The organism is Scytonema hankhaensis NUACC26, from assembly GCF_045865695.1.
GTDB lineage: Bacteria > Cyanobacteriota > Cyanobacteriia > Cyanobacteriales > Nostocaceae > Scytonema.
Genome location: NZ_BAACAP010000132.1, coordinates 16,258 through 30,725, shown reverse-complemented (window position 1 = coordinate 30,725; position 14,468 = coordinate 16,258). Strand labels below are relative to the sequence as shown.

Genomic DNA, 14,468 nt, shown 5'->3' with positions numbered 1-14,468 from the left:
TGACCAGTGACCAGTGACCAGTGTTATGTATGGATTCAATTGATAAATTATTAGCTGAATTAAAAGAGCATTACGAACAACCAAAACCAGAGCAAAGCCAGCCAGTTCCAACGAGATCGGTAGATGTGCCAATATCAAAATCGGCAAATCCTATCGATCGTCTTCTGGAAGAAGTAAAGGCTGAGTTTGAGCAAAAAGACTTAGCCTTGGAATTGCAAAGACAAGAGCAGCTAGAACAAGAGCGAATTCGGTTATTAGAAATTGAAGCTCAAAAAATGGAAGCTTTGAAAAAACAAGCTCAAGATTGGCTGGATAAACTCGATCCATATTCGCCTGAAGGTCTCTGGTTTGAACGATTTGCTGAAACTTACCCCTCAAAATTAGAGGCGGCGATTGAGTATTACGATTCGATAAGCGGATAGTATAATAATGAAGAAATAAGTCAACTACTGGAAATTTTAGAAGAGGTATAAAAATGAAAACTGAACGTGAGAGAGAAGAGATAATCAAAGATATTAACGGACTGCTACATCAAGCCTATGACACTACACTAGATGAGATTTACGCGCTACTTCAAAAAATCGAAGAATAAGAAGAAGAAGAAGATTTAAAAGCCTACGAAAAAGCTAAAAAAGATGCTGAAATTAATGGTAGTATGTCATGGGAAGAAGCTAAAAAAGAACTTGCATACAACGTCTCTACAACCCCTCAAAATTAATAATATGCGCTCCTAGTACCGATAAGGTGGCTACAGCTGGCGCTAGGAGCGATAAGCCGGGTACGGCTGGCGCTAAGAGCGATCGCGTGTTAAATCATCTATTGTCTTTTCCAAAATCCATTCCTCTGATTTAGCGGAATTTTTGCTTCTCTGATGGGCTACCAAACGATTAGCAGCATCGCTATCGCCTTGCATCAGCTTAACTAACTGACCAAATAATTCCCTGGTACGTTTATTATGAGATACTGCTTTAGGCCATGGAGTAAGTGGTGGATTCGTAGTGACTGGAGGTACTGCGAGAGGTTGTAGGGGTGGAATCTGTAGTGGTAATTGAGTTTGTGGAGGTATGGTGACAGAAAACTGTTGCGTCACTGCTATGGGTTTTTGAGGTAAAACAGGCTTTGAAGGGACTATGGGTTTACTCGCAGTCACAGTTTTAATAACTTTCGGGTACTTTTTTTGCTGGTAGATTTCATAAGCCAAAACCATAACTGAACCGATGAGAAGAGCAATTAAAATAAGAGGTAGAATTTCCATAACTAACTGAGTAACCGGATATAACTCAGTCATGCAAGAAATCACCTCGTATATACAAGGGTAGATTCTCTTAATTTCTTTGAAGAAAGTTTTAAGATGATAAATGGTTAGTGGTTAGTTGTTAGTGGTTGGTGACAAATAACCAATAACTTTACTTGCGATCGCGAAGCGGCTCTTCTGGAGCATTGCCAATTTGATTTGACAAATGTTTGACACCCCATTCATGCATAGCATAAAGAATAGGTTGCAGACTTTCACCTAAAGGAGTTAAAGAATATTCTACTTTCGGGGGAATTTGCGGATAAACCTTACGAGCGATAATCCCATCTTCTTCCATTTCCCGGAGTTGCTGAGTCAGCATTTTCTGAGTAATTCCATCTAAAGCTCGTTGTAATTCGCCAAAGCGTTTGACACCTACCATCAATTCTCGAATAATCAATACTTTCCAACGTCCACCAATGACCCTTAGAGTGGTTTCCACTTCACAAGTTAACCTGCTATGGTTTTCCGCTTTAGCTTCCATCTATACCTCGCAGTTTCTTTTTGGTAAGTACCTTACTTTTAAGTGCCTACTTTCCATAGTAACTTTACATAGCTTAAAGTTAATACGGAAAAACTCTTCTCTGACTTACTGAATACTTTATACTTCACTATGGCGCACATCCTACATATTGATTCAAGTCCTCGTGGAGAACGTTCCTTTTCTCGCAAGTTTGCAGCTGAGTTTGTCTCAGCTTGGAAAAACGCCCATCCTGGAGATAAGGTAACTTACCGGGATTTAGGTCATAATCCAGTACCTCATGTAGATGAATCATGGATTGCAGCAGCTTTTACTCCACCAGATGCTCGCACGCCAGAACTTGCCAAAGCTATTGAATTCTCAGATAGTTTGGTAGATGAGTTTTTGGCAGCTGACCGTTACATCTTTGGCGTGCCAATGTATAACTTTAATATTCCCTCTACCTTCAAAGCTTATATCGACCAAATTGTGCGGGCTGGTCGCACCTTTGCTGTGGATGCAAACGGTGGTTTCCAAGGGTTAGTTGAAGGTAAAAAGATGTTGATTGTAACAGCTAGAGGTGGAGACTTTTCACCTGGAAGCCCTGCTGCACCATACGATTATCAAGAACCTTTTCTAAGAGCGCTCTTTGGATTTCTGGGAATTACAGACATTAACTTCATCCACGTGCAAAACCTGGGTGCTGGTGAAGATGCTCGTCAAGCGTCTTTGGCAAAAGCACAGGAAGAGGTTGAGAAAGCTGTAGCAAGTTGGTAGATTAGGGATTGGGGAACTCGGGGTCCCCTCTGGGGATAAGGGGCAATGAGGATTGGGGACTGGCGATTGGGAATATAGCGATTCTCACTTGAATGAAGTACAGATTTATCCGCTACGGGCTGCGTGCATCTGCGGTTCCATAACTTTTTTCTGTATTGCACCCAATTAAAAACCGCTATATAAATCACAACATTTTCTTGTGGGACGGGCGTCCCCGCCTGTACTAGACCAGAGAACGGGCGAGGACGCCCGTCCCACAAGATGTAGTTTATTAATCTGATAACAACCAACTAGCAACTGTACGGGCGCAAGGCGTTGCGCCCGTACCAACAACTAACCACTAACCGCCCTCAACCATCTATTAACAACTGAATTAAAGAATTTTTTAACTTGATGCTTGCGACGCCACCGTAGGAAAGCTCTTTCGTATTCTTCACCTTTAACTAGAAAGGTATTCCAAGTATCGAGTCCCAAGGTAAGCCCGCAGCCCAGCAAGATATACAAAGACCAAGAAAGACCTGGAACACTAATCATATCCAAAGATATGAAAAAGATATTAAGAATTGCATAATTGCCAAAACGCTTTTTAAATCTTCCTTGACGGTAGAGGTTGAAAGCTTGTCGTTGTTGCATTTCTCCTTGTGCATCTAACCAGTCGCGTTCTGCTTGTTGCAGTGACTCTGGAGAAATTTCTAATTCAGCCGCAATTTCTTGCAGTTGTTCGTAGGAGAATTCTTTCTCATTGTCATCAGCTTGACGGGCGATCGCTAAATTGAGTATTTTCTGAACATCTTCTTGGCTGTAGGTACGTCTTGCCCTGCTATCAAAAGTTGTCATAACGCTTAACTCTCATATTACTACTCCTAAACCAGCCCTGCCAGAGAGATTTTTCGTCATTGCGATTGCCACTAGCAGTGCCAAACTATCCATATCTAGGGTAGCAAATCAAGTTGACGACACGATCGCTTAACTATTCCAGATTCCCGACTTCTTGAACTCGACTTTAGCCATTTGAGGGAAAAAGAGAGTAACAAACAGAAGAAAATGGAGTAGAGAAGAGGTTAATTACTACCGAGTGCCGATCTGGGTGGGATTAGCGGAGTCGTTGGCTGGTAAAACCGATTATTTTTTTAATCCACAAGTGTATAGCTACCAAAAAGCCAAACCTATAAATGAACAGAAGGAAAAACAAGCTGAGTGTACGACACTTGCTTGTAAGTAGCCTAACACTAACACCAATGGGTTTTGAAAGCAAACAACTTTTATGACTTAATTGAACACTATGAATAAGAAACAATTTGTATTCACTTATATAAGTATTTTTTTTTAATGACTCTGTGCTGCTATACCGAACAAAATGCAATGGTAAAAGCAAGTATTACAATTCGCAAACATAATTTTTAAATACAAACATCATCATGTCTTGTATTTAAAAATTATTTGAATTATCTATCAAAATACAAAACTCAACCGTCACAAAATACTCAGATTGACAGAGAAAATTATGATAATGAAACTCAAATCGAAAGCATCGAAACGAAAATTATAGCCCGTGTGTTAAAAGATGAAGCATTTAAGCAAGAACTAATCAATAATTCTGCGTTTGCCAAAGCAGAAATTCAAATACCTGGGTAATTAATGTATTTCATTTCATTTTTGTCTCAGTTTAATACAAAGGGAATACTCATTATGTCAAAAATTGTTTCTATTCATTCCTATCGAGGTGGCACAGGCAAGTCAAACTTAACAGCTAATATTGCTACAGCCATTGCTTGTCAAGGCAATCGGGTTGGTATTGTTGACACTGACATTCAATCACCGGGCATTCACGTCCTGTTCGGCTTGGATGAAAAACAGATAGAACTTACACTCAATGAGTTCCTGTGGGGTAACTGTGCGATCGCCGATGCCGCCTATGATGTTACATATGTACTCAAAAACCAGACGAATCCCCGTAGTAGTATCTACTTAGTTCCTTCAAGCGTTAAACTGAACGATATTTCTCGCATTTTACGCGAGCGATTCGATGTTGAACTGCTGCTCAAGGGCTTTAAAGACTTAATCGAAAACCTCAAACTTGACTACCTGTTTATCGACACCCACCCTGGTCTCAACCAAGAAACCCTAATATCACTAACAACTTCTGATACCGTCTTATTAGTACTCCGACCCGACCAACAAGATTTTCAGGGTACTGCTGTAACTGTAGATGTGGCAAGCAAGCTGCAAGTGCCCGAGTTGTTAATAATGGTTAATAAAGCCCTAAGAGACTACGACTTCCAGGATCTCCGAAAAAAAGTGGAACAAACTTATCAAATCCCAGTTATTGGTATTATTCCTGAGTCAGAAAACCTGCTTCGGTTTGCTAGTAGCGGCATTTTTTACCTCAGCTACCCCAACGATCCTATAAGTCTAACTTTAGAGGTAGTAGCGACAAAAATTATTAGTTAAGAGAACTGCAAGTTATGGGTTGGAACAGTCTTGTATAGAAATCTCGCAAACCCGATAATTTATAAAAATGAACGATCTGCAATTACGTACCAATGTTTTAGTCACCTTTGGTGCTAGTGACTCCCAAATTATAGAACTGCTTGCTTACAACCAAAATGTGTTTGACTTATCCCAATGGCAGCTTCCGCAAATCCCTCCCGAACCAGAGGCTCATATCGCTGCTTGGGAACAATACGAAAAAGAGGCACAGACGGTGGGAGCTTATAATGTCCTGAAACACCGTTTAGTGCAGTTTGAGTTCCCTATACTTGCTGGCATTAGTGAAACAGAGGAATATCGCACCGCTACCCGCAAAGGATCGCCCGTCAATGGTATGGCGATCGCCACCGGGCTGGTTATGAGTCAACCGGAAAAACTACAAATTCAATTGCATCAATCTCTTGCTGGCACCATTCCGGTAATTGTGGCTTTTAACCGCTCTGATTTTGTCACTTTAGTGCAAGCTCTAACTCAACGCAATGAACCATTACCAATTCCTGATTCGATGGGAGCTTGTATTGTTAGTGGCTATAACAATTGGGATCGTGTAAATCAGTATCGAAAGCAGTGGGAGGTACAACAGGATAAAGGCTCTGTTGCTGACTGGAACAGCGAATTTAAACGCCTAATTGGGCGTAAAGAATTATATCAGGATCGGTTTATAATTCTTAGCTCCGGTCCTTATAGTAATGTAGCAGCAAGTAAACTGGAACAGTCAGAGTCACAGTGGCAACATCTTTCAAAGCAAATTAGGCTAGAACATGAGTGTACGCATTACTTTACTCGCCGCTTTCTTGGCGTAATGCGTAATAATTTGATTGATGAATTAATAGCTGACTACAGAGGCATAGTGTCCGCTTTAGGGTACTATCGAGCGGACTGGTTTTTACATTTTGTCGGTTTGGAGTCTTCCATCTATCGCAAGGGTGCCCGGTTAGAAAACTATAGGGGTTCTCCACCCCTGTCGGACGGTGCTTTTAAAATTCTCCAAGCACTAGTTAAGAGCGCGGCAGAAAATCTTGAGTGTTTCGATCGAGGATTTATCGGGCAGCACAGAACCTTACCCGAGCAAGTTTCCGTGCTGATGGCTTTGACAAGTTTAACATTAGAGGAATTAGCTTGTGAATCAGGCAAGTCAATACTAGAGGCAGCCTACCGTTATCAACACCAACTGCACGCTAACTCAAACGTCAGGCAACTTTACTTTAACAATCTAAGCATATGACAGAGGTTCTGCTCCAACAGTTGAATAACAATGATATTAATTGGATGATAGCCAATGGTCGTCAACAGCAAGTTGCCGCTGGTGCCGTATTGATTCAGCAGCAGAGCAATGTTGACTATTTATATCTAGTTCTTGAAGGCACTTTAAGTGCTAGTATCAAAAAAAATCAAGATAGTGCTTTGGCTGGCATTTTTGCCGCTCTTGAGGATGACCAAGACCTAGAGCAAGAAATTACTCGCTTCTCTAGTGGCGAGATGCTTGGTGAAATATCCTTTTTGAATTTCAGCCCCTCGGCAATTACAGTAAAAGCGGAAAAAAATTCAGTTGTTCTGGCTTTACATAGCGAGAAACTGCTAGCGATACTCCGGCAAGACGTGGAATTTGCTAACCGATTTTACCGTGCGATCGCAATTTTGCTCTTAGACCGCTTTGAACGTTTGGTCAAAAAATTTACACATCGTCAAAACTTGCAAATTCCACCACTGCAAGACGTTCCCCTGCTGTTTGGTGAACTCAGCGATAGCGATGTTGACTGGTTGATACAAAACAGTAGCCTTGAAGCGATCGCCCCAGGCGATGTGCTGATCCAAGCGGGTAGAGCGTTAGAACATCTCTACGTGCTATTACGTGGAAAGGTGTCTGTGTTTGCACAAGAAGATACAGGTAACTCTCTGGCTCGTGTTTTTACAGTTTTGGAAGATGACGATCGAAGCGGCTCTTCACCCGCAACCGAGATAGCCTCCTCATTAAGTGGTGAATTTATTGGCGAAACGGCTCTGATTGATGGTCGATTGCCAACCTATACCTTTAAAGCTGCAGAAGATTCTCAAGTGTTGGCGATTAAAAAGCAACAACTAACGATTAAACTTCAGCAAAACCCAGGTATGGGTGCTCGTTTTTACCGAGTCATAGCTATGCTGCTTTCAGCTAGACTTCAAGGGCTAATCAGCCGCCTGGGATACGGCAGAAGCTCATACCGGGTAGGACAGGCGCTATCCAAAAATATTGAATACGAAGATGAAATCGATCTTCAGGTGATGGACAACATTTTTCTCGGCGGTGCCAGATTTGACTGGATGCTCAAACGCTTGAAAGTGCTGTCTTAAGTCAAAATTTAAAAAATTTGCTCAACAAACTATATGCAAAGTCAAGAAAATAAAATTTTTCGTCAAGAAGCTTTAGAACGCTTATCTTCGCCAGAACAACTAGATCAGATGATGCAGGTGGTTAACCGTAGAGCCTGGTTGCCCCTGACTACAATTGGCTCTTTAGTCGTTGTTGCTGTAATTTGGAGTATATTTGGACGGATTCCGCTGACTGTGAAAGGTCAAGGCGTACTGATTCGACCGGGCAATGTGGTGCAATTTCAAGTACCTAGTGGAGGTCAAATTGTCAGACTCAATGTCAAGTCAGGGGATAGAATTAGGCAAGGGGATGTTCTCGGTATAATTGACCAACCCCAACTAAGGCAGCAGCTACAGCAAGAGCAATCAAAACTAGCTGAACTGCTTAATCAGAACAAAGAAACCGATGCACTCCAAAGGCAAGGAATTGCCCTCAAACGGCAAAACTTAGTGAAGCAGCGAGCAGTCCTCGAGGAAAACCTGCGTACTGTCTTGAAGTTTGGACCGATTTTGCGGGAAAAAAGTATCGAGTCCCTAAAAGAACAACGTGAAAGCCTCCAGCTAAGTCTGGCGCAAAGTAGATCTCTAATTCCGACCCTCAAACGACGGCTCGCAGTTCGACGTTATCTGAAGCGGGAGGGAGCCGTTTCCGAGGATGTAGTGCTGCAATCTCGACAAGAATATACGGAAAATCTGACCAAGGTGTCAAACTTGGAAGCGCAACTCAAGGATCTCGATCGCCAAGAAACCGAGGCACAAGCAAAGTTCGTGAGCAATCGCAAAGACATTAAAGATATTAATACCCAAATCCAAAACCTCGATGTCCAATCAGCCCAACTGGCTCAACAAGATCGAGAGCAGTCTATTGACAAAAATAATAAAATCCAGACAACTAAACGTCAGATTTCCCAACTGCAGTTAGAACTAGTTACAAAAAGCAGAATTATCAGCAAATACAATGGTCGCGTCCTAGAAGTTGCGATCGCCCCTGGTCAAACAGTCAGTGCAGGCTCCCGCATTGCGTCAATTGAAACCGAAGATCGCAACTCTCAACTCATGAGCGTCATTTACCTCGCCGATAAAGACGGTAAGCAAGTTAAGCCGGGAATGTCCGTACAAGTCACTCCTAGTATGGTTAAGCGCGAACGTTTCGGCGGCGTTGTGGGCAAAGTAACGCAGGTTAGGTCCTTCCCAGTGACGAACCAAGACATTTCCGCAATCATCGGTAACGAAAACCTGGCGAATAGTATAACACAAAGTTTGTCAAATAGCGGCGGGGCACCTATACAAATCTTTGCCCAACTGGAACAAGACCCAAACACCTTTAGTGGCTACAAATGGTCTTCCTCCAAGGGACCAGAACTAAAAATTTCTTCCGGCACTAGCGCACAAGTCCGGGTGCAAGTAGGGGAACAAGCACCTATTTCCTACGTGATTCCACTCTTTAAGTCTTTAACTGGTCTTAACTAAAAAGACAACTGAACTATGGGTATTGGCTTCATTAATCTTCAGTTTTTGTCGCAACGCCAACCAGACCACGTCCGCACTCCCACACTTCTACAAATGGAGGCGGTGGAATGTGGTGCTGCTGCTCTAGGAATTATTTTGAGCTACTACGGTCGCAATGTACCTTTGGCCGAACTGCGGCGCGAGTGTGGAGTATCGCGGGATGGTAGTAAAGCCTCGAATGTACTCAAAGCAGCCCGACTTTATGGTTTGGATGCAAAAGGGTTCAAAAAGCCTTTGGAAGCTCTCAAAGAGTTTACCCCCCCGTACATTGTCTTTTGGAACTTCAATCACTTTTTAGTAGTAGAAGGATTTTCTCAAAACCGCGTTTATATCAATGACCCAGGTACAGGTCGCCGAACGATTTCTTTAGAGGAGTTCGACCAAGCTTATACTGGCGTTATCTTGTTAATGGAACCCGGAGAGGAGTTTCAGAAGGGAGGCAAAAAAAAGAGCATTGTCTCGGCTTTAAAATCCCGTCTGCAAAGCTCGCGTGGGGCAATTATATTTTGTTTGATAGCAGGGCTGTTACTGACTATCCCTCGTTTGGCTGTACCAGCTTTTACTCAAGTCTTTGTAGATGAAATTTTAGTTGAAAACCGTACTGACTGGCTGCGACCTTTGTTATTAGGAATGCTGTTTGCTGCAGTCAGTCAAGGAATTCTTGCCCGGATACGGCTTTTTTACCTGCGCAGGCTGATGGTCAAGTTGTCGGTTTTTATGTCAGGACAGTTTCTCTGGCACACTCTACGCTTACCAATTGGATTTTATGCCCAGCGTTTTGCGGGTGAAATTAGCAGTCGCAATGAACTCAACGATAAGGTTGCGGATGTGCTATCTGGGGAACTTGCTACCACAGCGATCGATACGCTGATGATTGTCTTTTATGCTGCGATCATGATTTTGTATGACTGGGTATTGACTGCCATAGCTATTATCTTTGCGGCATTCAACTTCTTTGCCCTACAATTTTTGTCGCGCAGTCGTGTTGATGCCAACATGAAAGTCGCTCAGGAGAACGGCAAAGTTGCTGGTGTTGCCATTGGCGGCATTCAATCAATGGAAACTGTCAAAGCCAGCGGCTTAGAGTTTGACTTATTTTCTAAGTTCGCTGGGTATTATGCCAAAATGCTCAACGCTCAGCAAGAATTGGCACTTCCTAGCCTAGTTCTGTCAACATTACCCAAGTTTTTGACGGCTGTGGCGATCGCCTCTATACTGGTTGTCGGTGGCTTCAGGGTAATGAACGGCAGTCTAAGTATCGGGATGCTGATCGCCTACCAGACTCTAACAAGCGAATTCCTCAAGCCAGTTGGCGATCTCGTCAATTTCGGCAGTAAAATCCAAGAGCTAGAGGCGGACTTAAACCGACTTGATGACGTTCTGCAAAATCCCATTGATTCTGAATCTGACCGAGTAGAGACGCGCCATGGCACCTCTCTACACACGATCGCGGAAGACTCATTTCAGCTTGTGGGTTATGTTGAGTTACGCAACATCAACTTTGGTTACAGCCGTTTGGAACCCCCCTTAATTGAAAATTTGAATGTGACTTTGAAGCCTGGGCAAAGGGTAGCGTTTGTTGGCGGTAGTGGTTCTGGTAAGTCCACAGTTGCCAAGCTCGTCACAGGTCTTTACTTGCCTTGGGAGGGCGAAATTGTGTTTGATGGTATCCCCCGAAGCCAGATTCCTCGCTCCATTCTAGCTAATTCATTGGCTATGGTTGAGCAGGATATATTTCTATTTGCTGGGACAGTGCGGGAAAATCTGACGCTTTGGGATTCAACTGTCTTAGAAGAAGATTTGGTGCAGGCATGTAAAGATGCGGAAATTCACGATCTGATCTTGAATATGCCAGGAGGATATGATGCCCAGATTACGGAAGGGGGCACGAATATGAGTGGAGGACAGCGTCAGCGTTTAGAAATTGCCCGTGCTTTGGTTAGGAATCCAGCGGTGTTGGTGTTGGATGAGGCAACTAGTGCGCTTGATGCTGAAACAGAATTGATTATTGACCGGAACTTGCGACGGCGCGGTTGTTCCTGTATTGTGGTTGCTCACCGACTTAGTACAATTCGCGATTGCGATGAAATTATTGTCCTAGAGCGAGGCAAAGTAGTGCAAAGAGGTACCCATGAGCAGTTACGCCATCTGGGAGGAACATATGCACATTTGACCAGTAGTGAAGAGGGTTAAAGAAGCAAGCTTATGGTGAATACTGAATCGAAACTACGCCGTATTAAAGGTAATGAACCTCTGCTATTGAATGATACTCAGACTGTTTGGGTGGTTCGTTCTGGCACACTCGCACTGTTTGCAACGTCTATTGAGGATGGAGAACCAAAAGGCAATCGCCGCTATCTTTTCAGTGTCAGCGCTGGTGAGGCTTTATTCGGTACAGCACTCAAATCGCAATGGGGTATTCTGGCGGTGGCGATTGAAGAAACAGAACTGTCGCTAGTGGCTCTAGCCGATTTTGCTGCTGGTATTGCCGAGAATGACGAGTATGCGATCGCTCTAGAAGGTTGGAGCAAACACTTGGGCGATTTCATCGGTAGGAATCCGCTCAAGACTCCTACGAATTTGGAGCAAATAGATTCGTCGCACTACTTATCTTTACAAAAGGGACATACGCTGACATCCTCTAAAGATCGAGTCTTTTGGGTACAACTGGGTGAAGGCTATGCCCGGTGGATGGGAATAGAGGATCTCAAGCTAGAGCCAACTTCGCCTAAGTTTCCCCTCGCACCGGGGATGTGGATGGAGGCAGAAGACTTGGTTGAGGTGCATATCGTCCCAACAGCAGAGTTAGAAGTCGATGGAATACCTGCCAGTTTAGCTGATTTTCATGAGTATTTCTTATACTACTTTAATATACTTTTTGTCAAGAGGAAAGAGCAGGATTTTCGCCTTTTTCAGGAACGCGAACAGCTCAACCGTCAGGTGACACAGACGGCGTTGGGGGAGTTAACCACGATGTTGCACCCCCAAGAAACCGCGTTTTTTCAGGAAGGAACGCCACTGCTGATTGCGGTTGGGGCTGTAGGTCGCTCCTTGGGGATCGCGATTAATCCTCCCGCCCAATCGGAAGACCTCAGTCGGGTGAGCGACCCATTGGATGCGATCGCTCGGGCGTCTCAATTTCGTACTCGTCGCGTCTTACTAGTAGGGGATTGGTGGCAAGAGGAGCATGGTCCTCTATTAGCATATACTAACTCAGACAATACCCCAGTGGCATTGTTACCAGAAAAGGGCAATTGTTATGTTTTGTTCGACCCTAGTTCGCGAACCCGAACAATAGTAGATCGGGCAGTAGCACAAACGCTATCGCTAGAAGCCCAAATGTTCTATCGACCGTTGCCACTTCGCATGCGTAACTCCCTGACACTGTTCGAGTTTGGCACGAGGGGCAATAGAATAGAGCTTGTGGGTGTGGTTTTGCTGGGGATATTGGGAACACTCCTGGGAATGGTTACACCCCAGGCAACAGCGATGTTGACGAATGATGCCATTCCTGATAGCAATAAACTCCTATTGTTACAAATTGGGCTAGCGCTATTTGCTGCTGCGATCGGACAAGCTGCATTTCAAATGGCTCAAGGAATTCTATCATTGCGGGTGGAAAACTCTGCTGATGCTTCCCTACAACCTGCGATTTGGGATCGACTGCTCACTCTTAAGCCTGCGTTTTTTCGTAGCTACTCGTCTGGTGACTTGCTAACTCGCTTATTGGCAGTTACTCAGATTCGCACCAAACTCAGTGGTGCTACGCAACGCACTCTCTTAAGTGCGGTGTTTTCCCTGTTGAACTTGGCGCTGATGCTTTTTTACAGCTGGCAACTGACTTTAGTAGGAGTTGGTATAACCGCGATCGCTGTTATTACTACTGTTATATCTAGCATACTCTTAGTACGTAAAGACCGAAAGCAAGAGGTTGCAGATGGTGAAATTAACGGGCTAACCGTGGAACTAATCAATGGGGTATCAAAACTGCGGGTAGCAGCTGCAGAAGGGCGGGCATTCGCTGCTTGGGCAAAACAATACAGTCAGCGTACTAAACTGAAGGCAGGCATCAAACGAATAGATGACAGTGTTTCTGTTTTTAACGAAGCGCTGCCTTTAATCAGTTCCATACTTTTATATTGGTTTGCGATTATGTTTATTCAGATGGCGCAAACTAAAGGCGGCACAGGGCTGAATATGGGTACATTTTTAGGTTTTAATTCGGCTTTTGGAACTTTTATTGGTGGTGTGACTGACTTAAGCAATACCCTAACTGACGTTTTGGGAATTATACCACTGTGGGAGCGAGCAAAGCCGATTGCTACCGGAACGCCAGAAACTGACCCGAGTAGCGCCGATCCAGGTCGCTTGACGGGTAGAATTTTCCTAGACCACGTTACCTTCCGCTACCGTGAGGATGGACCGTTAATTCTTGATGATGTGACCATTTACGCTGAGCCAGGAGAATTTGTCGCGATTGTAGGACCGAGTGGCAGTGGGAAATCAACGGTATTTCGGTTATTGTTGGGGTTTGAGACGCCCATGAGTGGGACTGTCTATTACGATGGTCAAGACTTGGCTGGGCTGGATGTCCAAGCTGTACGACGGCAGTTGGGAGTAGTGCTGCAAAATGGTCGAATTAACTCTGGCTCGATGTTTGACAACCTCACCTGCGGAGCGTTGGTGACGATGGATGAAGCTTGGGAGGCGGCACGGATGTCTGGGTTCGCTGAAGATATCGAGCAAATGCCGATGGGAATGCACACTGTGATTAGTGAGGGCGGCACGAATCTTTCCGGAGGACAAAGGCAGAGGTTATTAATTGCTCGTTCCATCTTGTTAAAGCCAAAAATTATCCTGATGGATGAAGCAACCAGCGCTCTCGATAACCGCACTCAAGCAATTGTTAGCGAGAGTCTAGACAAGTTAAATGCTACCCGCATAGTCATTGCCCACCGCCTTAGTACCATTCGCAATGCCGATCGCATCTATGTTGTTGAAGCAGGTCGCTTGGTAGAGGTTGGTTCCTATGAGGAACTGGTTGAACAAGAGGGGTTATTCGCTCGACTGGTAGCACGACAAATAGATTAACCGAATATAGCGGTTCTCAGTTGAGTGCAATACATTAAATAATGGTCTTGTGGAACGGAGAGCAGCGCCGTGCGGGGGTTTCCCCCGTTGAGGCGACTGCGGAGCGTCTCGCCCGTTTTAGTGGTCTTGTGGAACGGGCGTCTCGCTCGTTTTAAGCAGGTGAGGATGCCTACCCCACATGCAATGTATTGGTTTCAAGTGAAAACCGCTATAATTCCGAATTCAGAATTTGGAATTCGGAATTAACCATCAATAACCCTTATTCACCCTTTAGTATATCGGGTAACCACAACAAGATTAGTACTAGCAAACAGACTATAACTAAGCCAACAGTAAATTGTAGGTTATCATTCATATTAGTTACTTTTTATAATGATAGTAATTGATAGTTTAAATTTACAATTACATTCTTATTTTGTCAAGTAATATATTCCTAAAATTTATAAAAACTTGAGGTTTTAGAATTATCTTCAATTAAGTTTAAACAGACTAGTCATT

At 43.9% G+C, this 14,468-nt stretch carries 12 protein-coding genes and 1 pseudogene; 10 read left to right on the top strand and 3 right to left on the bottom strand.

The window, feature by feature from the left end; translation table 11 throughout:
- Positions 1 to 29: 29 nt before the first annotated feature.
- Both ACKTT2_RS08050 and ACKTT2_RS08045 read left to right on the top strand, forming a co-directional pair.
- Positions 30 to 422 (top strand): salt stress protein, Slr1339 family, encoded by a 393-nt coding sequence (locus tag ACKTT2_RS08050; protein ID WP_407885467.1) that lies wholly within the window; start codon positions 30 to 32, stop codon positions 420 to 422.
- A gap of 53 nt (positions 423 to 475) precedes the next feature.
- Positions 476 to 718, top strand: a pseudogene (locus tag ACKTT2_RS08045) (hypothetical protein).
- A 72-nt stretch (positions 719 to 790) separates the two neighbouring features.
- Here ACKTT2_RS08045 and ACKTT2_RS08040 read toward each other — a convergent pair.
- A complete protein-coding gene (locus ACKTT2_RS08040) occupies positions 791 to 1,288 on the bottom strand; it encodes a hypothetical protein (RefSeq protein WP_407885460.1) in 498 nt (165 codons plus the stop codon).
- Positions 1,289 to 1,406: 118 nt separating this feature from the next.
- Complete coding sequence (locus tag ACKTT2_RS08035; protein WP_407885458.1) at positions 1,407 to 1,778, bottom strand: winged helix-turn-helix transcriptional regulator; 372 nt, start codon at positions 1,776 to 1,778, stop codon at positions 1,407 to 1,409.
- A gap of 129 nt (positions 1,779 to 1,907) precedes the next feature.
- Between ACKTT2_RS08035 and ACKTT2_RS08030 the strand changes: the two genes are divergently transcribed.
- Positions 1,908 to 2,531, top strand: a complete 624-nt coding sequence (locus ACKTT2_RS08030; RefSeq protein WP_407885456.1) for an FMN-dependent NADH-azoreductase — start codon at positions 1,908 to 1,910, stop codon at positions 2,529 to 2,531.
- Positions 2,532 to 2,864: 333 nt separating this feature from the next.
- Here the strand turns inward: ACKTT2_RS08030 and ACKTT2_RS08025 are convergent, their stop codons facing one another.
- Positions 2,865 to 3,368, bottom strand: a complete 504-nt coding sequence (locus ACKTT2_RS08025; RefSeq protein WP_407885454.1) for a 2TM domain-containing protein — start codon at positions 3,366 to 3,368, stop codon at positions 2,865 to 2,867.
- 603 nt (positions 3,369 to 3,971) lie between these two features.
- Between ACKTT2_RS08025 and ACKTT2_RS08020 the strand changes: the two genes are divergently transcribed.
- The 7 genes from ACKTT2_RS08020 to ACKTT2_RS07990 all read left to right on the top strand — a co-directional run bounded on the left by ACKTT2_RS08020 (position 3,972) and on the right by ACKTT2_RS07990 (position 13,970).
- Positions 3,972 to 4,166, top strand: coding sequence for a hypothetical protein (locus tag ACKTT2_RS08020; protein ID WP_407885452.1), 195 nt, complete (start codon positions 3,972 to 3,974; stop codon positions 4,164 to 4,166).
- Positions 4,167 to 4,220: 54 nt separating this feature from the next.
- Positions 4,221 to 4,982, top strand: coding sequence for a MinD/ParA family ATP-binding protein (locus ACKTT2_RS08015; RefSeq protein WP_407885449.1), 762 nt, complete (start codon positions 4,221 to 4,223; stop codon positions 4,980 to 4,982).
- 67 nt (positions 4,983 to 5,049) lie between these two features.
- The gene (locus ACKTT2_RS08010; protein WP_407885447.1) at positions 5,050 to 6,246 is read left to right on the top strand and encodes a DUF7005 family protein; all 1,197 of its coding nucleotides are present in this window, start codon (positions 5,050 to 5,052) and stop codon (positions 6,244 to 6,246) included.
- A complete protein-coding gene (locus ACKTT2_RS08005; protein ID WP_407885445.1) occupies positions 6,243 to 7,352 on the top strand; it encodes a cyclic nucleotide-binding domain-containing protein in 1,110 nt (369 codons plus the stop codon). Before ACKTT2_RS08010 ends, ACKTT2_RS08005 begins: the two co-directional genes overlap by 4 nt.
- A gap of 33 nt (positions 7,353 to 7,385) precedes the next feature.
- Entirely contained in the window at positions 7,386 to 8,840 is a 1,455-nt protein-coding gene (locus tag ACKTT2_RS08000; protein WP_407885442.1) for an NHLP bacteriocin system secretion protein, read from the top strand.
- A 15-nt stretch (positions 8,841 to 8,855) separates the two neighbouring features.
- Positions 8,856 to 11,072 (top strand): NHLP family bacteriocin export ABC transporter peptidase/permease/ATPase subunit, encoded by a 2,217-nt coding sequence (locus ACKTT2_RS07995; RefSeq protein ID WP_407885440.1) that lies wholly within the window; start codon positions 8,856 to 8,858, stop codon positions 11,070 to 11,072.
- A gap of 12 nt (positions 11,073 to 11,084) precedes the next feature.
- Positions 11,085 to 13,970 carry an NHLP bacteriocin export ABC transporter permease/ATPase subunit gene (locus tag ACKTT2_RS07990; RefSeq protein ID WP_407885438.1) on the top strand — a complete coding sequence of 962 codons (2,886 nt, stop codon included), beginning with the start codon at positions 11,085 to 11,087 and terminating at the stop codon, positions 13,968 to 13,970.
- Positions 13,971 to 14,468 lie beyond the last annotated feature (498 nt).

Excerpts from the sequence above, each read along its gene's own strand:
- ACKTT2_RS08050 (WP_407885467.1), top strand. The coding sequence starts at position 30 with ATGGATTCAATTGATAAATTATTAGCTGAATTAAAAGAGCATTACGAA.
- ACKTT2_RS08040 (WP_407885460.1), bottom strand. The coding sequence starts at position 1,288 with ATGACTGAGTTATATCCGGTTACTCAGTTAGTTATGGAAATTCTACCT.
- ACKTT2_RS08035 (WP_407885458.1), bottom strand. The coding sequence starts at position 1,778 with ATGGAAGCTAAAGCGGAAAACCATAGCAGGTTAACTTGTGAAGTGGAA.
- ACKTT2_RS08030 (WP_407885456.1), top strand. The coding sequence starts at position 1,908 with ATGGCGCACATCCTACATATTGATTCAAGTCCTCGTGGAGAACGTTCC.
- ACKTT2_RS08025 (WP_407885454.1), bottom strand. The coding sequence starts at position 3,368 with ATGACAACTTTTGATAGCAGGGCAAGACGTACCTACAGCCAAGAAGAT.
- ACKTT2_RS08015 (WP_407885449.1), top strand. The coding sequence starts at position 4,221 with ATGTCAAAAATTGTTTCTATTCATTCCTATCGAGGTGGCACAGGCAAG.
- ACKTT2_RS08010 (WP_407885447.1), top strand. The coding sequence starts at position 5,050 with ATGAACGATCTGCAATTACGTACCAATGTTTTAGTCACCTTTGGTGCT.
- ACKTT2_RS08005 (WP_407885445.1), top strand. The coding sequence starts at position 6,243 with ATGACAGAGGTTCTGCTCCAACAGTTGAATAACAATGATATTAATTGG.
- ACKTT2_RS08000 (WP_407885442.1), top strand. The coding sequence starts at position 7,386 with ATGCAAAGTCAAGAAAATAAAATTTTTCGTCAAGAAGCTTTAGAACGC.
- ACKTT2_RS07995 (WP_407885440.1), top strand. The coding sequence starts at position 8,856 with ATGGGTATTGGCTTCATTAATCTTCAGTTTTTGTCGCAACGCCAACCA.
- ACKTT2_RS07990 (WP_407885438.1), top strand. The coding sequence starts at position 11,085 with ATGGTGAATACTGAATCGAAACTACGCCGTATTAAAGGTAATGAACCT.